Source organism: Gilvimarinus polysaccharolyticus (genome assembly GCF_001187555.1).
GTDB classification, from domain to species: Bacteria; Pseudomonadota; Gammaproteobacteria; order Pseudomonadales; family Cellvibrionaceae; genus Gilvimarinus; species Gilvimarinus polysaccharolyticus.
Map to the genome: position 1 here is coordinate 928605 of NZ_LFIJ01000002.1, position 19116 is coordinate 947720.

Consider the following 19116-nt stretch of genomic DNA (forward strand, 5'->3'; position numbering starts at 1 on the left):
GCTCCGCGCCATTCACCTTGTCCCTGTGCGCTTACCCCCAAAAATAGGCTTCCATTCGGCTGTATCTACGGGGTGTTTAAAAGCGGTGCTTCGTAGGTGGCTGTGAATCTGAGTGCCCAGATCGGATGATGAACACTCAAGGAAAGCCCATGAGTGTTGTGTGTGGATGTGATGTTTAAGAATAATATTTTCTAAACAATTCAATAAGTTAGTAGAGCTTGCGCGGTAGAAAAAAAAGATTAAATTAAACCCTAAATTAATCTTAGTCGCACTTTCCCCAGACAAGGAGCTGTCAAAATATGCCTATTCTCCCTCTGTATTCAACGACTTCCATATCTAACTTCATCCAGTTTTTACTGGGGATAGGGTGCCTGGCGAAAATCCGATTGAGTCGTATGAATTAGCTGTTAGGCTTCTAGGAGAGTTCAGTGATATTTCCCGGTGAAAACGAAAGACGAATAGTAATAGCAATTCTGTCTTTCTGCGTTGGCATATTTCTAGGCCTAATTGCTAAAATTACGGACATTCAATTTAAAGACTATCTGCCTTCTGTGGTAACGCTAGTTGCTGCTTTTGCAGGTGCTTGGGCAGCATATTTGCTCCAAAGACGAAAGGAGTTGGAGAAAAGAGTTGAGGAGAAAGTTGATGCAGGAAATACAGCTATCTTCGCTCTAATGCGTTGCCACAACAGGTTTATTAGCATTCAACGGCAGGCAATAGACCCGTTCAGAGAGCATCCCGCTAGGTTTGTCGCAATCAGGCCAATAATTGGTGAAATGGTCTGTGGGTTGGAATTAGATTATGAATCTCTGTCTTTTCTATTTAAGTCAAAAAACCCAAACATGCTTAATGAGTTATCTTCAACTCAGGCAGAGGTTGAATCAACTGTTAATTTAATCAACCAAAGGTCAGAAGTTCATTTTAATTATGTGCAACCTGTCGCTGACAAGGCAGGCTTTCAAAATGGTCAAGATGTCACTCTCAATCAGATCAATGCTGCACTTGGTCATCGCCTAACGGAGACTATGAAAGATCTTACAGATCAGCTAATCGAGTTTGTAGATTTTATTGTTTCAGATACAGAGAAATTAATAGAGGAACTACACGAGTTACTGAAATCTGAGTTCAAAGGTCATGCAATTGTCAAAATGGAAAAGCCTAACAAATCAAAACAGCAAGGGCCTGCGGCCGGGACGCGCTAACGCGCGCCCCTGTTTGAGGCGTTAGGCACCACTTACAACGAGAGATAATTAAAGGAAATAGAATGTCACTATTAGACGAAGTAAATGAAAAACGTAAAGAAATTCGCACGGATGGTTATGCAATGTCTATCAGTGAGTGGGCTTCTTTATATGAGAGTAAAGAGATTGATATTCATCCTGAATTTCAGCGCTTTTATCGCTGGGGTGATATTCAAAAAACGAATCTTATAGAATCTATTCTACTAGGGATTCCAATCCCCCCTGTCTTTGTCAGCCAAAGAAAAGATGGGATATGGGATGTCGTTGATGGCTTGCAGCGTTTATCAACAATTTATCAGTTTATGGGTGTTCTGAAAGATGAGAACCAGAACAATATCGACCCTTTAGTTCTTACAGGCACAAAATATTTGCCTAGCTTAGAAGGAAAAAAGTGGAATAACCCCGAAGATGAAGACAATTCATTTAGTCAAGAGCTTCGGTTAATTATTAAACGATCAAAGATAAATGTAAGCATAATCCTGAAAGAAAGTGATGAAACAGCGAAATATGATCTTTTCCAACGCTTAAATACTGGCGGGTCAGATTTAAGCCCACAGGAAGTGCGAAACTGTATTTTGGTCATGTTAAATAAAGATTTTTACACGTGGCTTCAAAGCTTGGCATCTTATGATCCTTTCCAAGAATGCATTTCTCTCAGCGACCGCCCGTTGAAAGAGTCGTATGACCTTGAACTAGCTCTTCGTTTTATAATTTTCACACTAATTGAAGAGAAAGAGCTGCATCAGTTAGGCGATGTAGGAATATTTATCACTGAAAAAATGAGAGCAATAGCTGTTGATGATGCCTTCGACAAGGTAATGTGGGAAAAACTATTCAAACAGACTTTTGACTTGCTTCAACATGAGTTGTCAGACGAATCATTCAAACGATACAGTGTTCCTAAGAAAAAATTTACAGGTGGGTTTTTGTTGTCTCAATTCGAAGTTGTTGCTTATGGCGTGGGCTACAACTTGGCCAATACAAATGGCATGACAAACATTACCAAGACAGCAGCAAGTATTTGGAGTGATGAGAGGTATACCAGCTGGTCTGGCTCTGGGATAACTGCGACTAGAAGACTACCTAGAATCCTTCCGTTCGGACGGGAGGTTTTTGATGTCCGCAATTAGAACCAAAGAGAACTTGGTTGATAAAGTCAGTCAGGATCACGTTTGGCGATTACGTGAAATCTCTGAATTAAAAAATCTAATTGAAGAGCCTACAATCTCTGAGTTAAGAAAGAGAGTTCTTTGCAGGTCAGGAATCGCCTTGCTTTATGCTCACTGGGAGGGCTTTGTAAAAAAATCAGGCACATACTTCTTGGAGTATGTGGCGGCACAAAGACATAATATTTCTGAGTTACAAGGCAATTTTGTAACCCTCCTTGTTAGAGGGAAAATAGATAGAGCTAGTGAATCTAATAAATATTCTGCATTTGGTGAGGTAACTAGATATATCATTGAAAATCAAACAACCAGAGCTCGAATCCCTGTAAAAAATGTCGTTGACACCCAATCCAACCTTTCGACTAATGTTCTTAAAGAAATTATGTGGTGCTTGGGTTTAGATTATGAACTTTTTGAAGCTAAAGAAAAGCTCATAGATTTAAAGCTTGTGGGCAGAAGAAACCATGTGGCACATGGAGAAGCAATAGAGATAGATATTAAAGACTTCTTTGAAATGGTTGATGAGGTTATAGGGTTAATGGCTACGTTCAAAAACCTTTTAGAGAATTCATGCGTTACAGAATCGTACAAAGCAGCATAGAGATTAAGAAAAGATATTGGGGTCAGGCCTTACAATTCACATGCCCTAGAGTCTCGAAGCGGAAGTGTCGGGGTCAGGCCTTACAATTTACACATGCGAAAATACTCTAGAATTTAAACTCTAAGTATCGTTAGCTGTATTTATCAGAATAAGAAGTACATGGAGAGTGGAATGTGGCTTAAAGATGTAGAGCTTGAATCAGAAACAATAAAATTGATCCCGTTAACTAACGAGCATTCCGGTGCTTTAGTTGAGGCTTCAGCTGACGGTGATCTCTGGGAGCTTTGGTTCACCTCAGTACCAAATAAAGAAAATATCAATAGTTACATTGCTAGTGCTCTAGAGCAAAAATCTAAAGGTTTAGCTTTGCCATTTGTTGTTGTGGAAAAATCGAGTGGTCGGGTTATTGGCTCTACCCGTTTTTGTAATGCCGATCCAGTTAATCAGCGAGTTGAAATTGGCTACACTTGGTACAGTAAAAGCTTCCAGCGAACCTCCTGTAATACAGAATGTAAATTATTACTTTTGACCTATGCTTTTGAAATTTTAGGCAGCATTGCTGTTGAGTTAAGAACAAGTTGGCATAATCATGCATCAAGAGCCGCAATAGCAAGGCTAGGAGCAAAACAAGACGGTGTGCTACGAAACCACCAGCAACTGCCTAACGGTGGTTATCGAGATACGGTAGTATTTTCAATTATTAATGCCGAGTGGCTTTGTGTAAAAGAAAGCTTAAAATTTAAGTTGTCGACATACAGCTAACAAAGCAATGGGCCTATTCTTTGGTTTATGATTCTTTACTATCCATTTTTAATGGGGTAAGAAATAGCAAGGCGGCATCACAACTAAAAGGCCTTAGCCCGTTATAAACTACAGGGGCAGGCCTTATAATTCACAAAGGAGATATTGGGGTCAGGCCTTACAATTCACATGTCCTAGAGTCTCGAAGCGTAAATGTAGAATGTAAGGCCTGACCCCGCAGTTTGTGAGAAAAACGCAGAAGGGAGCATTTAAGTGTGGCGTAGCTATATATTACTAGTGCTAATCGGGTCGGTTGCTGCAACGGGTGCGTTGGCATATGCCTACACGAACTGGGTATATACAGGCATGTTGTGCATTTTGGTGATGGTGTTAGGTGCTTGGGGGATTTTTTATAATTTGAGAGCGATATGCAAGTCGTTAAATAGCTATCAATGGTGCAAGGTAGAATATAGGCTTTTTGAGTCGAAGGTAATCTTTATTGCTTCGCCAAAAGGTACGGGGCATTTTGATCACTATGAATCTCACTTTACATTAGAATATGAGTTTGGTGGTAAGTTGTATCGCCGAACCTCAGATAAAATAAATTTAAATTTGACGAACAACTTTCCTAATGCCAAGCAGGCCAGCAGGTATATCGACGAGGTTCGCTCGGGAAAATACGGAAATAAGGTTTTGGTTGACCCTAATAACCCTAATGTCGCGTACCTGAGGCCAGGAGTGACTAGAGATCAACTTGGGATGCTAACAATTTCATTGATTTTGTTCTTGACGTCTATGTTGACAGTGCTTGGTGTGATCGTGTGGCAATAGTGTATTCGTAGTTTGTTTTAGCTGTTAATGGTAAGAAAGATATAAATTTTTCTAATTTTCGGAAGATATTGGGGTCAGGCCTTACAATTCACAAGATGTTGGGGTCAGGCCTTACAAATCACATGTCGCAAATTCTGAAAGAAAAGAATATGAGTGTCGGGGTCAGGCCTTACAATTTACACGCGCGAAAAGACTCTAGAATTTAAACCCTAAGGTCTGACCCGAATGCCATTATGTTTCTAGGAATAGTCAGTGCCAGATTACAAATTTTGTGTTTCATTAAATATTTCTCACCCTAAAATGGAAGTGAAGGCTATAAGTGAGTATTTATCTCTTCAGCCAGAAACTTCACATGATGTAGGTGACTTAAGAATGACCAAGAATGGTCGGTTACTTGGTGGTTCATACGAAGAAATGTACTGGAGTTTTGATCTCTGTGAAGGGAAAAGGATTGATGCGGATGAGATATTATTTGAAGAATTCATTGCTATTAAAAATATTGAATTTAATAAACATAAAGCCCTTTTCAATGACATACGTACTACCGGTGGTGCTATTGAATATTTCGTCGGGTGGTTTAGTGCTGATAGTATAAATATGAATATTTTTTTAGATCCTCCAATATTAAAAAGTACTGCGGATTTAGATATATCAATTGTATTATGCGCATACCCTGAAGGTTAATAAGTGTCGAGACTGGCACCGCAATTCATCACATGTACTAGAGCTGGAAATGTAGATGTCAAATGTACTATCTGCTCCCAGTGCCCCCGCTTAACTGAGTGTCGAGAAAACTGTTATTAGTAGTTTTAGTATGTTTTTATAGAAGTGGGAATAAGGATTTTTGTGAGTAGTAAATTTAGTAGCTTTATAAAAGTATCCTACTTGTGGTCGGGTATTCTATTTATAGCGTCGGTAGCAGGGCTAATGGGTGACTGGACTCGGTCTGGAGAAATAATATTCTTTATCGGGTTGCTGCTGTCTCTAACCTTGTGCGCTGCCACTTATAGCCTTAGCCGTTTTTCAAAGCTAGGCGCTTTGGCTTATAAATTAATATGTGGGTTAGGGGTAGTTTGGGGCGCGGGCTATATTGTTTGGTTTTATTTTGAAGTCACCTTGAATCATCTCCCAGGCTTTATGATCAGTATTTTCCACTTTTCTTCGGTTGCTCTTGTCTCTGGGCCATTTGTCATTTTTTACCGAGCATTGAGCAGCCTAGACATAAACAAAAGGTTGGCGGCCAAAGATTCGCACTCGCAGTAAATCACAGACATAAAAAAGCCCTGCGTTGGCAGGGCTTTAAGGTGGGCTTCCTTTCCCGTTTTAGCGTGAATACATTCCTATCGGTCCAAATACTCCATTAACCACTGCATGGCGGGGCGCTGTTGCCCATTGCTGGTTATCAGGCCGGTGCCGTCGCGCCAGGTGGCGCCAACCACATAGCCCCAGAGGGTAATGCCGGCTACGTCTGGGTGGTTGTAAAAGATCGGGAAGTGACGCTGCATGTACTCCAGTTGCAGCTGGTCGTTGGATTCCTGAATGTCGTATTCAGAGATGTATAACGGCAGGCCCAGTTCGGCGATCTGGTCTAGCTTGTCTGCGATCTCCTGTGCAGTCCAGGGCCGGGGGTTGTAAAGGCCGTGGGCCTGCAGCCCCAGAGCATCGACGTAACCGGAATTAACGGCTGGGCGGATCATGTCGATGATGGCATCGGTATCCCAAGTCAGAAAGTTAAAGTCGTTGTAAATGAGAACGGCGTTTGGACAGTGCTCGCGCGCCAGACGGAAGGATTCGGTAATCCAGTCGCTGCCAAAGGCGTTGGCTGCGTAGTTGGCCGGGGCGTGCGAGGGTAGGGCCTCGTTTACCACGTCAATCATTGCAGTATCTGGGTAGCGCTCACAGTAGTCGCGGATCCACTCTTCGATTTCGGCGCGCTGCTCGGCTGCACTCAGCCCGTCGATCCAGCCTGGACGTTGGCTGCCCCACACGAGTACGTGTGCTTTTACGGGAATACCGCTGGCGCGTGCGTAGTCGTAAATGTCATCCAGCGGGCCCCAGTTGTACTGGTCGCGGGTGCCCTCTACAGAGCCCCATTTGCCTTCGTTTTCGGGGCTGATCTGATCCCAGTATTGGGTAAAGTCCGATCTGACGCTGCCGTTGGTGGTGATATTGCCCACAAAAAATTCTGGGAAGTCGGGGTTGCCGTTGTTGCTTGAAGAGCTGCTGGAGCTTGATGAGTTGCTGCTAGAGCTTGACGACGAGCTGCCATCGAATGGGTTACCAAAACCGATAGAGCCGTTGCAGTGCAGCATTTCGGAGTAAGAGCCCGCGCCACATTCTCCATCATAGGCACCGGTGTTGTCCTGCTGGTCTTCGGCTTGATGGGTGACGTTGTTGACCATCACATAATCTACTTGTACGTCGCGCTCACCGGAGTCGTTGGTAAAGGCAACGCGCAGTTCGCCGCTCGCGTTAGTGTTGACGGTGTAGTCCAGCATGCCGATGCTTAGAGTCCAAGTTTCGATGGTTTGCCCGCCAATTTCTAAGCTGACACTTTCGTCGCCAGTCACACCGCTCATGCGCACGGTAATGCTGTTGCTGCCACTGTCGCTGGACGAGCTGCTAGAGCTACTCGAACTGCTTGAGTTTGAGCTGGAGCTACCAGAGCCGCCGCCCTGTACCTCTAAGCTTGCTAGGCTAGGAGTGGCACTGCCATTGGCGCAGAAACCAAAGTTAGTATCGTTACCCGCTGCGATACTGGCGTTGTGGGGCGCGGGCGTTACATTGGTGCCGCTAAGGTTGCCGTTCCATAAGTTGGTGATGTTAGAGCCATTCAGGTTAAGGCCTACGCTCCAGTCGGAAATATTTGCGTCGCCATTGTTGGCAATGGTGACATTGGCACAGTAACCGGAGCCCCATTGATTGGAGACGTTGAGCGTGGCTTCGCCAGCACCATCGGTTATAGCGTGCGCTGCACTGGCGGAGATGAGTGAGGTGGCTGCAAAAAACAGCTTGAGTCGTGTTGGGTTTCTCATTGCGGAACTCCTGTAAGAATCGTTATTGGCTTTGAGTTGTTCCTTTTCAATCTTGGAACAGGGTTAAGTGCTAACCGATGTCGCGATACATCCTTTAAGTTTTGAAAAATAATGAATAACAAATATTGATTGGTTATTTGGCTGCTGGTTAGCGAGCAGTGGCGTAGATTTAAGTGTGGCCGACCCTTATTGTCAATTTGAACTTAAGTCAGATGAGATGCACTTTGTCTTTGTTTTTGAGTTTGTGCCGTGTGTCACGAAAGCATTGTGTTATTCGAAATATGTAATGGATTATCTTATTCTGTGGATGCTTAAAGGTAAGTCTGGGGCGCGGCAGCTAGTCGTGGCCCCAACAGCGATTACAAGCTGTCTGAGCAGAAAGGAAAAAAGCGACAGTAAAAGAAGCGATAGCAACTCTAAAAAACCGCTGCGTACTTTGCTCTTTTTAGTCTGATTATAGTTTGACTGTGAAAGGTAAAGACTGCCCAGATTTGTTGCGCACATTATATAAATATTATTAACAGAGCCGCACGCGCGTTTTTGTGGGTATCAAGTTTGCGTGTGTGCTGCACGTCACCTCTGCTCTTTAGCCCTCCGCCGCCCAAACACTAAAAGTAAAAGCTCGGCGATGACGCCGAAAACAAAATACCTTGCCGGGTTGGCGTTGCCTTGTTCTTCGTCGGGCGAATGTTACTTTTTTCGGTATGCCGAGACGCTTCCGGTTCCGTTGCTTTTGAAACCTTTCTCGGTTTACTGGGTAACCACTTGGTAACGACTACTGCGGCTATTTTCTCTGGGTATTGTTCCGTGCGCGAGTCAGTACTCATCCCTGCCAAACCTATTCAGCGAGGGCGTTGCTTTGGAGATGTTTCTGATCTCAGCAGGTCGGAGGCGTCGGCCCTAACCCAGAGGTAGGCGGTAAGTCGTCAGGCCACTGAATTACCGGTGTGAGGGTTATGCGGGCAGGTTTAGGGCTAACTTCTCTTGATGTCCTTAGGCTATTTGGTTGCCAGATTCTTATAGTTAATATCAATCAGCCTGCCGATATTTGATCTTGACATCCCTTTAATACCTGATAGCTTGTAGATAAATCGGTTTAGTAGAACGGTTTAGTAAAACGTTTTATAGGTTGCTCTTGCTTCAGCGCTATTAATTTATATAAAAAACCAATACGGCATCGCGCCGTGAAAGGGGTGTTCATGAAAACAAAATTAAATAAAATCAACACAGTATTGCAGAGTCATCGGTCCCGCCCTTTGATTTGCAGTACCGCCTTAATTGCCGCTTTAGTGGCGCCATCTGTATTAGCCCAGAACGCTAAAACCTCGCCAGCAGAGAATAAACTAGAGGAAGTTGTCGTTACCGGTATGCGCAGTTCGTTAACCAATGCGCTGGCAAAGAAACGCGAGTCGAGCAACTTAGTTGAGGTGATTCAGGCCGTTGATATTGGCAAGTTGCCGGATCAGAACTTAGCTGAGGTACTTGAGAATGTCACTGGCATCCAGATTACCCGAACCGCAGGTGTGGGTACTGGGGTACAGATCCGGGGTACTAACGCAAACCGGACCGAGATTAATGGCGTGTCGACCGTGGGCTCGGGTGCAGGTCGCAGTGGTATCGACTTTGACGATGTTTCAGCAAGTCTTATCTCTGCGGTTGAGGTGACGAAGGCGCCTGATGCTAAAACCATTGAAGGCTCTGTGGGCGGCACAATTAATTTAAGAACGATTCGACCACTGCAGTTAACTGAAACCTTAGCGGCGGTTAGAGTACAGGGTGAGTCAAGTAGTCTTTCTGATGAAGGCATGACGCCTAGGTTCTCGGGAACTTACGGAGACAACTGGGAAACTAGTGCGGGTAACTTCGGTGTTGTTATCAGTGGTAGTTATGCAGAGCAAGACGTTACCGCTTTCCGCCCTCGGGTTGACCGTGACAACGTCGTCACCTCAGATGGCGGTAGCCCCAACGCTCAAGATTTTGATTTTTTAGGCATTCAATTCCTTAACCAAGATTACGATAACTTCGAATATGAAACAGTGAATCTAGCGGGCTCATTGGAGTGGGAGCCAAGCGATAATACAAAATTTTATTTTGATGCCATCGTCAATGATCAAGAACGCTATGCAGAAAGTGTAGCCGTGCAGGCGTCGGGTGTGAGTGATCTTATTGGGATAGCCGTGCCGAGTGAATTTGAAACGGTAGACTTTGGCAGCTTAGACGGTCAAGACCTTGGTAGTATTCAAGCTGCCGTTAAAGGGGTTATTCCGGTTGAGGAGGGCGGTGCTGATCCAAATTTACGTTTTGCCGGTGACACCATCTCACGCGTGACTAAGAGCGAAATATTTAGGCTGGGTGGTGAATGGCAATTTGAAAAATTACAAGCCACGGTGGAATTGTCGTCTTCGACGTCTAACTCTACAAAACCACAAGTAAACACAACCCTTAATTTTATTAACCCCAACGCTGCGGTTAACTCTTCCAACGAAAATGGAACCCCATTCGAATATGACTTAACCGGTGGATCATTAGCCTTTGGTATTGCATTTGACGAAATAAATTCTCCTAGCGCTGAAGATATGATGAACCCAGCTAATTATATGCTGCGTTCCGTCGATACCGCTCGCGATATCATTGAAAATACAGAAGATGCTTTTCGTGCTGACTTTATTTACGATTTAGATTGGTCGGTCTTCACTACGCTTGATTTTGGTTATCGCCACAGTGTGGCCTCCAGTATGACAGATCAGATTCGTGCCAATGTCAGCCTGAGAAACTATGATGACAGCCCGCGTGGTGATCTTTTTGCGGAGCTTCTTACCGCCGGGCCGGATAATTTTGGTGACGCGGATGGTCGGGATTTATTTGTCAAAGATTTTTTGATGATCAACCCAGAAATGATTGCCAGCGATCAGGATAACGTACTTAGCATACTTAACGCTGCCGTTACCGCTCACGGAGGTTCAATACCGGTTACCGCCCCCACGTCGGAAGTCGATGCTTTCTTTGATATCGAAGAAACCACAAATGCTATTTATGCGCAGGCAAACTTTTCTACCCAATACCTTCGCGGTAACTTCGGCGTTCGCTATTTGGAAACTGAAGTCGCATCGACTGGTAATTCAAGCACGACAGATGCCAATGGTAATCCTACTGTTTCACAGGTTACCACTGTGGGTGATTATGACTTTTTTTTGCCAAGGCTAAACCTGGTTGCGGATTTAACCGACGATTTAGTGTTGCGCGCCGGTTGGGGTAAAGATATTCGTCGCCCTGATTTTAATGACCTGTCAACGTCTGTTACGTATCCAACCAGCCCTAACCCCCCTATTTCAGTGGGTAATCCGGGTTTAGTGCCTGAAGAAGTAACGTCATTTGATATTTCCGCAGAATGGTATTTTGCCGAGGCAAGTGTTTTAAGTATCGGTTACTTTCATAAAACGCGCAAAAATTTACACGTCAGTCAGCAAAATGATCCTTACGAAGACCCAGATACTGGTTATCGAGATATTGTTGGTCCTGAGTGTGAAGACGGCGGTATTTGGAACCCCATTGCGGATATCAACGTATTTGGCCCTGTCGGTGTCGGTGTATGTGTTCCTTGGTCAACCACTATCAATGATGCTGGCGAAACCACACAGAAAGGTATTGAGGTAGCCGCGCAATATGATCTATCACAATTTGAAGATACTTTAGGCTGGGCATCAGGATTTGGTATTTTGGCTAACTATACCTTCCAGGAATTCTCCGGAGGTGAAGCCGTTGATACGGCTACAAGTCGCGCTAATGCAATCTTTGCCGCATCGACTGGTATAGATGGTATTGACGTTTCAGCCAACCAGTCATTGATAGACTTATCTGAAAACGCTTATAACATTACGGTTTATTATGAAAAGTATGGCCTTTCAACCCGTATGCGTTACACCTGGCGAGAAGCTTACCGTTCAGAAGATTTTGGCAGTACCTTTAACTACCCAATGGGTTTTCCTGTGGTGCAGGAAGACAGGGGACAGCTTAATGCCAGCATCGGTTACGATGTGACAGATCACCTCAATGTTGGTTTGGAAGCGGTTAATTTAACTGAATCAAAGGTTGAACAATCTTGTGTCAACGAAGGTTCATTATTGTGTTTCCAAGGGCTTACCGATCGCCGCATCACGTTTGGTGTGAGCTATCGCTGGTAACAAGTTAAGGCGATTATTTTAAATTACTAAACGATAAGTAAAACTCGTTCAGGTTGTGTAACGTTTTTTCCGAGTGATATTAAGCCGTGTTTAATGGCGAAAAATTTCCTCGGGTATGTGCGATATGCGCCTGGACGATATTCTTATCCGTATATGGATGCCGAACGCTCGGAGATCATAGAAATGAAAATGGCTAGAGTTATATTGAGCGCAATTGTTTTTTGTGCTCTTGCGGTTAATGTTAAGGCGAAAACACCTTATAGCCTTACAGATAATGATGTGACGGTGGTGAATGGGATTGTTACCTCCTCGATACTTACTAACGCCGATGGAGATAATTATCGACCGGATATTGTTATCTCCAAGATGCTTGATGGTCAGGTAGTCAAAGGTATTGGGGATAATGTTTTTCAAGATAAAAGTCTAACCAGTGTCAAGCTTCCTGCAGGGCTTACTTCCATTGGCGAGTTTGCTTTTCAGAATAATCGTTTAACCACAGTGGATTTTCCCGATAGTCTTACCTTTATTGGTGCGGGCGCTTTCGAGTTCAATAGAATAACCCATGTGGTTTTTCCGGAAGGTATTACGACGATTGAGAAATGGGCTTTTGCAACGAACAGTGTTATTCGTGTGAGATGGCCCGCTGGACTCACCTCCGTTGGGGACAGTGCATTTCGGGATAATAGCCTTATCGTTGTTGACTTACCGGCAGGGGTTACAGCTATTGGTGAATTTGCGTTTCAGAATAACCGTATCATCCGTTTGGTTTTGCCCGCCGGGCTTACGACCATTGAGCATAGCGCGTTCAATGTAAACTTTCTGACAAGTGTGGATTTTCCAGCGGGGATTAAAGTCATTGAAGACAGTGCATTTCGGGATAATCGCTTAACGAACCTAGAGTTACCTGCAGGACTTAAGTCTATTGGCCATAAAGCTTTTCTTGCCAACCGTTTAACCCATGTGGATTTGCCGGCTGGAGTTGCGTTTATAGGGGAAGATACGTTTAAAATTAATAGTGATTTTGAACGCTTTGCCTTACCGCAAGGGGGTGAGGCCGACGCTGCGGTACGCTGGAAGGCAAGCGACGGAACGGTTTTAGAGGCCGGACATATCGTGTTACCTGAAAATTTCTCGAACAGTTATAAAGCGATTGCTCAAGATTAGAAGCGTCTCGCATTAAGCTTAAACAGCGACAAGTTTTTGTGGTCATATTTTGTGCAAAAAACGCACAGAAGCCACCAGCAAAAATTTGTCCGGTGAGCCGGGCATTCGATGTCGCTACCACCTTGCCTCGCCCACACCGCATTGTAGATAACCCTACTTCTTACTCTGCGGTGAGGGTTTTCTCTTAGTGGTGATGCTAAGACGCTCTGTAGCGCGCACTCAATCCCCCCCACTTATACAAACCAGTTATAACCCTAGTCGAAATCACTATTTTCCCTGCTCCTTAAGTTTCGGTATCCTCGCCGCCTTATTGTCAGTAATTGGGTTTGAATAAATGGAATGGCAGGCGTTGTTGTCGCTGGGTTTGGCGGTTGGTGCATTGGCGGTACTGATCTTTACTCGTATTGCCGCGCACTTGGTGATGATGGCGGTGCTGATCATTCTGAGCGCCACAGGAGTCTTGACCGCGACAGAGGCATTTGCCGGTTTTAGCAACCACGGGGTGTTGACGGTGGCGGCTATGTTTGTGGTTGCTGCGGGTATTCATAGCTCGGGCGGTGTTGATTTATTGGTCAAAAACGTCTTGCGCCACCCAAAAAGCGTGCGCGCCGCGCAAATGCGTATTGGTATTCCGGTGGCACTGCTCAGCGCTTTTTTAAACAATACGCCAGTTGTGGCTACTATGATTCCGGCTGTGCGTGCTTGGGCGCGGCAGATTGATATTCCCGCCTCTAAGCTGATGATCCCGCTAAGCTACTCGGCCATCTTGGGCGGTACGTTAACTCTGATTGGCACCAGTACTAATTTGGTAGTCAATGGCCAGTATCAAGAGTTAACCGGTAATGCCGGATTTTCGTTATTTTCGATTACCGTGGTGGGCTTGCCTGTGGTGATTGTGGGCATGTTGTTTATTTACTTTGTGTTTCCTAAAAGCCTGCCCGATCGACAAGAAAAAGCCATGTTTGGCAATGTCCGCGAATTTACCTTAGAGGTAGCGGTGGCTTCCGATGGCCCGTTGGTGGGACAAACGGTAGAAGAGGCGGGCCTGCGTAATTTTAAGCAAATTTATTTGATCGAGATCGAACGCGGCGGCGCCATTGTACCGGCGGTAAGCTCCGAGGAGCTGCTGCAAGGCGGTGATCGTTTAGTGTTTGCTGGCAATACCGAAGCGATCTCTGAGGTGTTACGCATTAAAGGTATTGTGCCCTCCACCGATGGCGAGCCGACCTTGGCCCGCGAGCACCGCGAACGGCGCTTGGTTGAGGCGGTTATTTCGCCTCATAGCTTTTGCATTAACCAAACGGTGCGCGATGCTCAGTTTCGTGAGCGTTACGGCGCGGCGGTGCTGGCGGTGGCGCGTAACGGTGAGCGTTTGCCGGGCAACTTGGGCACAATCAAACTTAAGCCGGGGGATACGCTGTTACTTGAGGCGCGGCCGGCGTTTGTCAGCCGGCAAAAATACAACAAAGACTTTCTGTTGATTAGCGATTTGGGCACCGAGCAGCCACGCCATCAGCGGGCGTATTTGTCCTGGGGTATTTTGTTGATCATCGTGCTGGCGGCGGCGTTTGGGCTGATGAGTATGCTTAATGCGGCTCTGTTGGGTGCGGCTGCGATGATGGTTACCGGTTGTTGCTCGGCGCAACAGGCACAAAAAAGTCTCGACCCAACGGTACTACTGACTATTGCCGCATCGTTTGCGCTGGGTAATGCGATGTACAAAACCGGTGTGGCGCAGTGGTTAGCCGATGGCTTGCTGGTGGCGGGGCTGGGGCATCCGGTATTACTGCTGTTTTTAACGTATGTGGCAGTGTGGTTGCTAACGGAGTCTATTACTAACAATGCGGCCGCGATTTTGATGTTGCCGGTGGTGTTGGAGCTGACGCAAAAAGCCGCGCTTAACCCCGAGCCGTTTATCTTGGCAACGATGATGGCGGCCTCGGCCAGCTTTAGTACCCCGCTGGGTTATCAGACTAACCTGATGGTGTATGGCCCCGGTGGTTACCGTTTTACCGATTTTTTAAAAGTGGGTGTACCGATGAGCATGCTGGTGGGGGCCACCACGGTTTTAGTGTTATCGCTGGGTTGGCAGCTGGCACTTTAATAAGGCCGCAGTACTGATTGGTATAGATGGGGTGAGTACTGGCGCGCCCAGAAGGTGATTGGCAAAAGCTTTAAGGGGGCGATAGGCTCTTAGCAATAAAAGTTAAGCGCCTATCGCTAAGAGGTTATGCAAGGCTAGCCCCGCTGGTCTAACCTTTGTGGCAAATTAACAATAAGTGCCACGTATCGGGTAATCATTGGCGGGGTCGCGAATAAATTCAAGCCCCGAAACTAGCGTCTCTGGCGCCGGCCGCGAGAAAGGCGCGTTGGCGATATCCACAATTTGAATCCGGCCTTCACCGTTAATCACAAATAGGGCTGGTTCGGCGAACGGGTGATCGGTTTCTTGCTCGGAGCGTGGCTCGGAGATATACAGGCCCAAGCTCTGCATTTGCTCGACATTAAGCCCATAATAAAGCGGGTAAGATACCGAGAGCTTTTGCTGATGTTCTTGCAATTGCTTGGCGCTATCAGCCGAGACGGCTACCAACTCCACGTTAATCTCTGCTAATCGCTGTTTGTAATCTTCGAGCTGATTTAAGTATTTTGTACAAATCGGACAGTGCTTGCCGCGGTATATCACCACCATTTTCCAGCTTGAATCGGAGTTGCGTTGACCGAGAAAAACCTCGTTGTTGGCGCTATCTTTAACCGTAAGTGCTGGAAAAACAGCGGCGGCGGATATTTTGCTGGATGTCATAGGGATCTCCATACTGCTTAGAAAGAATGAGTTGGCTGAGCAATGTGCCCAACGCTATGAGATACAGCAATAAATAAGCCGACTTAAAAGTCGGCTTATTGAGTTGAGCGCTTAGTCGCAAAAATGCTTATACGGCGATTGAGTCGTACACGACAACTTTGCTCCACAGGTGGCTGCACTGCTCGACAAACTTTAAATGAATGGGGTCGATTTGATAGGCGTCTTGGTCGGCGGCGTTGGCAAACAGCAGCAGCTCTGACACTTGGTAGCTGTTATCGACCACGTCACGCTGCTCGGTCGAGGCGGGCACACCGACGTGAATGCCCTGCACTGTGCTAATTGCGCCCAAGGTTTTTAGGCCGGCAATCAATTGGTCGCGATCTTCGGTCGAGGTGGGGTTTTTTAACCAAAAGTACACTTTATGTACGACAGGGGGCAGATCGCTACAGATTTGGCCTGCTTGGGCCGTGCCTACGGCGGCGGCCGCGCTTAGAGTGGCGGCGCCTGCAAGAAACTGGCGGCGGGATGAATCGCTCATGGTGCTCTCCATTTAGGGTGTTGTTTGCCGCAATAGTAGCAAACAACAGCGCTTTGGGCAGCGTTGCACAGAGGTTTAACAGTTCTTTGCCTGTCGCTTATGTTGCTCTGCCAAGGCCGCTCCCCAGACCATTGCACCCGCTTAAACACTTACGGCGGTACTGGTTAAGCGTTGATGTCGCCCATCTAACCCCTGCGTGGGCTTTAGGCATGCTGTCACGTGCGCTATAGCCAAATCATCAGAACATCTGAATAACGGTTTTGTTATGGAGGCGCAATCGAGCTAACAAAAGCGTATTAGTGTCAGCTTTTTAGCTTCAGTGGCGACTCATTGTGAGGTGTTCGTGAATTTTTGTTATGGGGGCTGTTTTTTAGTGTGCTTCTGCTAGGCTTACTACAGCACGTTAGTCGATAACGGCTCGCAGTGCTTCGGCAACTGTGCTATTGATACTTAAAGGGTGTAAACCCTTTGCCGTTGGTTGCTCAGCTGAGTATATTATTACTCTGCCAATTGGTAGTTGCTCGCAACCTTATTTCGTCGCTCGGCCGACGCAGAGGAGTCACATATGTCTAATAAATTTAATAAAACGTTATTGGCCACAACTTTAGCTTTTACCCCATTATTTGCCCATGGTGCGTCCTTCCAGCTGTTAGAACAAAGCCCCTCGCATCTGGGTAAAGCTTTTGCGGGTACCGGCTCGGATATTATCGATGCCAGTACCGTCTACTTTAACCCCGCTGGTATGTCTAAGCTGGACAAGGTCTCGCTAACTGCGGGTATTAACTTTGTCGCGACTGATGCTCAGTTTAATAACGAGGGGTCGAGCTATTCCGGCGAGGGCGATACTACTGATGAGCTTGGTGTTATTCCCAACCTTTATGCGGTAGTCCCTTTGGGCGATAAACTCGCCGTGGGTTTTGGTATTAACGCACCGTACGGGCTGGCCAGTAGCTTCAATGATGAGTGGGTAGGCCGTTACTCCGCCACCTATAGCGAGCTGCAAGTGGTTAATATTAATGCTACTGCCTCGTGGGCGATCAGTGATTTTATAGCCGTAGCGGCTGGCGTAAACTATCAAACCATTGAGGCAGACCTGCAAAGCCAGGTCGATTCTACGCTTGGCGTAGCGCCAAGCCCGGCGACTGACAGTAGCGCACAAATTAAAGGCGATGATGATGGTTTTGTACTCGATTTAAGTCTACTTGTTACACCGTCAGACAGCACCAGCATAGGTTTAGTGTGGCGTGAAGGTGGTGAGTTTACGCTTGATGGCGATGCCACATTTGAATTGAACGCCGCCTGTAGCCCAGGGGCAGGTTATCCTACCGGTGCACCACCGGCTCCCACTACGGGCAGTTTATGCGCCGGCGGTCTAAGCGCGTTAAGCGGCGATATTGAAGCAGACGTTAGTATGCCTGACACCCTAACCTTAAGTGTTACGCAATATGTGACGGACGGCTGGGCATTACATGCCGATATCGCCAAAACCAGTTGGAGCAGCATTCAGAATATTGCGGTAATTAACACGGGCAATGGTGCGCAGGTTGACGAGCTCGACTTACAGTATGACGACACAATGCGTTACGCCTTAGGTACCAGTATAGATACCGGCACTTGGACTTGGCGCGCAGGGGTTGCCATAGACGAATCGCCACAAACCAACCCAGTACACGTTAGCGCGCGTATCCCCGATGCTGACCGCACTTGGTTGAGCCTTGGTGCCAATTGGAAACTGTCAGATCAAATGTCTATGGACTTTGGTTACACTCATTTACTTATTGATGATGCATCGTTACGTGAAGAGTCGACCACGGCTATTGGCACCTCTGCAGTGCTTGCTGGCTCCTTTGACAGCAGTGTAGATATCTTTGGTGCTCAGATAAACTGGAGTTTCTAAGCTGTAATTTGTTAAGTCGCGCCGAGCCTTACTGGAAAGATCCAGTAAGGCTCGGCGTTTTTTATGGGTAATATATGGGAGCCTGTGGCAAATTTTAGTGTGGCAAAGGTGCAGGTGATTTCAGTTATATCGGTAATACGCTAAGAGGATGAGGTAGGTGAAGTTTTCTCCTGAAGAGCAAGCTATTTTGGTGAATAAAATACAGCGTTATTTTTCGGATGAGTTAGAGCAAGATATTGGCAGCTTTGATGCTCAATTTCTGTTGGATTTTTTCTCGAAAGAGGTTGGCCCGTATTTTTATAATCGCGGTTTATACGATGCCCAAGCCGTGCTGGCAGATAGAATGGAAAGTGTCTCTGAGGCTATTTATGAGATTGAAAAAGTAACGGATTTTAAGCGATGATCACAGTGCGCCGAGCTGATTACCGCAGCGAGACGGATGCCAACAATATCGTTATGTTGTTGGATGCTTATGCTCGCGATCCAATGGGTGGCGAGCAGCCGCTGAGTCGTTATACCCGAGAAAACTTGGTAACCGAATTAGCTAAACGAGACGGCATTAGTTTGCTTGCTTACTGTGGCGTAACACCGGTGGGTTTGCTGAACGGATTTGAAGGTTTTTCTACTTTTGCTTGCAAACCGTTAGTAAATATTCACGACATCGCCGTGCTTGCAGAATATCGTGGGCGTGGCATTGGTTTGGTTTTGCTGCAAGCGCTAGAGGAGATCGCCCGCCAGAGCGATTGTTGTAAGTTAACGCTCGAGGTTTTGCCCGGTAATGCAGTCGCGGCACGTGTGTACCAAAAATTTGGTTTTTCTGGCTACGAACTAAAACCTGCCATGGGGCAGGCACTGTTCTGGGAAAAACCGCTGAGTTAAAAGCTTTTTTACGCTTTAGCGGGATATCTCGGTTACACG

14 protein-coding genes and 2 pseudogenes are annotated in these 19116 nt (G+C 46.2%); 12 read left to right on the top strand and 4 right to left on the bottom strand.

Translation table 11 applies throughout. The features are described from left to right. Positions 1-428: 428 nt before the first annotated feature. From GILYN3_RS12635 to GILYN3_RS12660, 6 genes are all read left to right on the top strand, one after another. The gene (locus GILYN3_RS12635; protein ID WP_049723324.1) at positions 429-1202 is read left to right on the top strand and encodes a hypothetical protein; all 774 of its coding nucleotides are present in this window, start codon (positions 429-431) and stop codon (positions 1200-1202) included. A 62-nt stretch (positions 1203-1264) separates the two neighbouring features. Continuing rightward, on the top strand, positions 1265-2371 hold the full coding sequence (locus tag GILYN3_RS12640; protein ID WP_049723325.1) for a DUF262 domain-containing protein: 1107 nt from the start codon (positions 1265-1267) through the stop codon (positions 2369-2371). After that, positions 2358-3008 (top strand): MAE_28990/MAE_18760 family HEPN-like nuclease, encoded by a 651-nt coding sequence (locus GILYN3_RS12645; RefSeq protein ID WP_049723326.1) that lies wholly within the window; start codon positions 2358-2360, stop codon positions 3006-3008. Before GILYN3_RS12640 ends, GILYN3_RS12645 begins: the two co-directional genes overlap by 14 nt. 171 nt (positions 3009-3179) lie before the next feature. Continuing rightward, positions 3180-3770 carry a GNAT family N-acetyltransferase gene (locus tag GILYN3_RS12650; protein ID WP_049723327.1) on the top strand — a complete coding sequence of 197 codons (591 nt, stop codon included), beginning with the start codon at positions 3180-3182 and terminating at the stop codon, positions 3768-3770. A gap of 252 nt (positions 3771-4022) precedes the next feature. Then, positions 4023-4580: a DUF3592 domain-containing protein gene (locus GILYN3_RS12655; protein ID WP_157484932.1), complete on the top strand. Its 558-nt coding sequence runs from the start codon at positions 4023-4025 to the stop codon at positions 4578-4580. 252 nt (positions 4581-4832) lie between these two features. Further along, a complete protein-coding gene (locus GILYN3_RS12660; protein ID WP_157484933.1) occupies positions 4833-5264 on the top strand; it encodes a hypothetical protein in 432 nt (143 codons plus the stop codon). 656 nt (positions 5265-5920) lie between these two features. Here the strand turns inward: GILYN3_RS12660 and GILYN3_RS12670 are convergent. Next, positions 5921-7246: pseudogene (locus tag GILYN3_RS12670) on the bottom strand (endo-1,4-beta-xylanase); the annotation flags it as partial. Positions 7247-7264: 18 nt separating this feature from the next. Continuing rightward, positions 7265-7615: pseudogene (locus tag GILYN3_RS16900) on the bottom strand (cellulose binding domain-containing protein); the annotation flags it as partial. Between the two features lie 1199 nt (positions 7616-8814). Here GILYN3_RS16900 and GILYN3_RS12680 point away from each other — a divergent pair. From GILYN3_RS12680 to GILYN3_RS12690, 3 genes are all read left to right on the top strand, one after another. Next, positions 8815-11796, top strand: a complete 2982-nt coding sequence (locus GILYN3_RS12680; RefSeq protein WP_049723332.1) for a TonB-dependent receptor — start codon at positions 8815-8817, stop codon at positions 11794-11796. A gap of 183 nt (positions 11797-11979) precedes the next feature. Then, a complete protein-coding gene (locus GILYN3_RS12685) occupies positions 11980-12960 on the top strand; it encodes a leucine-rich repeat domain-containing protein (RefSeq protein ID WP_049723951.1) in 981 nt (326 codons plus the stop codon). 334 nt (positions 12961-13294) lie between these two features. After that, positions 13295-15064 carry an SLC13 family permease gene (locus GILYN3_RS12690; protein WP_049723333.1) on the top strand — a complete coding sequence of 590 codons (1770 nt, stop codon included), beginning with the start codon at positions 13295-13297 and terminating at the stop codon, positions 15062-15064. 165 nt (positions 15065-15229) lie between these two features. Here the strand turns inward: GILYN3_RS12690 and GILYN3_RS12695 are convergent, their stop codons facing one another. Together GILYN3_RS12695 and GILYN3_RS12700 are read right to left on the bottom strand one after the other, a co-directional pair. Continuing rightward, positions 15230-15763 carry a peroxiredoxin-like family protein gene (locus tag GILYN3_RS12695; RefSeq protein ID WP_049723334.1) on the bottom strand — a complete coding sequence of 178 codons (534 nt, stop codon included), beginning with the start codon at positions 15761-15763 and terminating at the stop codon, positions 15230-15232. A gap of 127 nt (positions 15764-15890) precedes the next feature. After that, entirely contained in the window at positions 15891-16301 is a 411-nt protein-coding gene (locus GILYN3_RS12700; RefSeq protein ID WP_049723335.1) for a Dabb family protein, read from the bottom strand. A 565-nt stretch (positions 16302-16866) separates the two neighbouring features. Between GILYN3_RS12700 and GILYN3_RS12705 the strand changes: the two genes are divergently transcribed. The 3 genes from GILYN3_RS12705 (at position 16867) to GILYN3_RS12715 (ending at position 19077) form a co-directional block, all read left to right on the top strand. After that, positions 16867-18198, top strand: coding sequence for an OmpP1/FadL family transporter (locus GILYN3_RS12705; RefSeq protein ID WP_049723336.1), 1332 nt, complete (start codon positions 16867-16869; stop codon positions 18196-18198). Between the two features lie 157 nt (positions 18199-18355). Beyond that, a complete protein-coding gene (locus GILYN3_RS12710; RefSeq protein ID WP_232305587.1) occupies positions 18356-18601 on the top strand; it encodes a DUF2164 domain-containing protein in 246 nt (81 codons plus the stop codon). Then, positions 18598-19077, top strand: a complete 480-nt coding sequence (locus GILYN3_RS12715) for a GNAT family N-acetyltransferase (protein WP_049723337.1) — start codon at positions 18598-18600, stop codon at positions 19075-19077. Before GILYN3_RS12710 ends, GILYN3_RS12715 begins: the two co-directional genes overlap by 4 nt. The last annotated feature ends 39 nt before the right edge of the window (positions 19078-19116 follow it).

Bases quoted from the DNA above. Each gene is read 5' to 3' on its own strand.
- GILYN3_RS12700 (WP_049723335.1), bottom strand. From the start codon at position 16,301: ATGAGCGATTCATCCCGCCGCCAGTTTCTTGCAGGCGCCGCCACTCTA.
- GILYN3_RS12705 (WP_049723336.1), top strand. From the start codon at position 16,867: ATGTCTAATAAATTTAATAAAACGTTATTGGCCACAACTTTAGCTTTT.
- GILYN3_RS12695 (WP_049723334.1), bottom strand. From the start codon at position 15,763: ATGACATCCAGCAAAATATCCGCCGCCGCTGTTTTTCCAGCACTTACG.
- GILYN3_RS12640 (WP_049723325.1), top strand. From the start codon at position 1,265: ATGTCACTATTAGACGAAGTAAATGAAAAACGTAAAGAAATTCGCACG.
- GILYN3_RS12690 (WP_049723333.1), top strand. From the start codon at position 13,295: ATGGAATGGCAGGCGTTGTTGTCGCTGGGTTTGGCGGTTGGTGCATTG.
- GILYN3_RS12685 (WP_049723951.1), top strand. From the start codon at position 11,980: ATGAAAATGGCTAGAGTTATATTGAGCGCAATTGTTTTTTGTGCTCTT.
- GILYN3_RS12650 (WP_049723327.1), top strand. From the start codon at position 3,180: ATGTGGCTTAAAGATGTAGAGCTTGAATCAGAAACAATAAAATTGATC.
- GILYN3_RS12680 (WP_049723332.1), top strand. From the start codon at position 8,815: ATGAAAACAAAATTAAATAAAATCAACACAGTATTGCAGAGTCATCGG.
- GILYN3_RS12645 (WP_049723326.1), top strand. From the start codon at position 2,358: ATGTCCGCAATTAGAACCAAAGAGAACTTGGTTGATAAAGTCAGTCAG.
- GILYN3_RS12715 (WP_049723337.1), top strand. From the start codon at position 18,598: ATGATCACAGTGCGCCGAGCTGATTACCGCAGCGAGACGGATGCCAAC.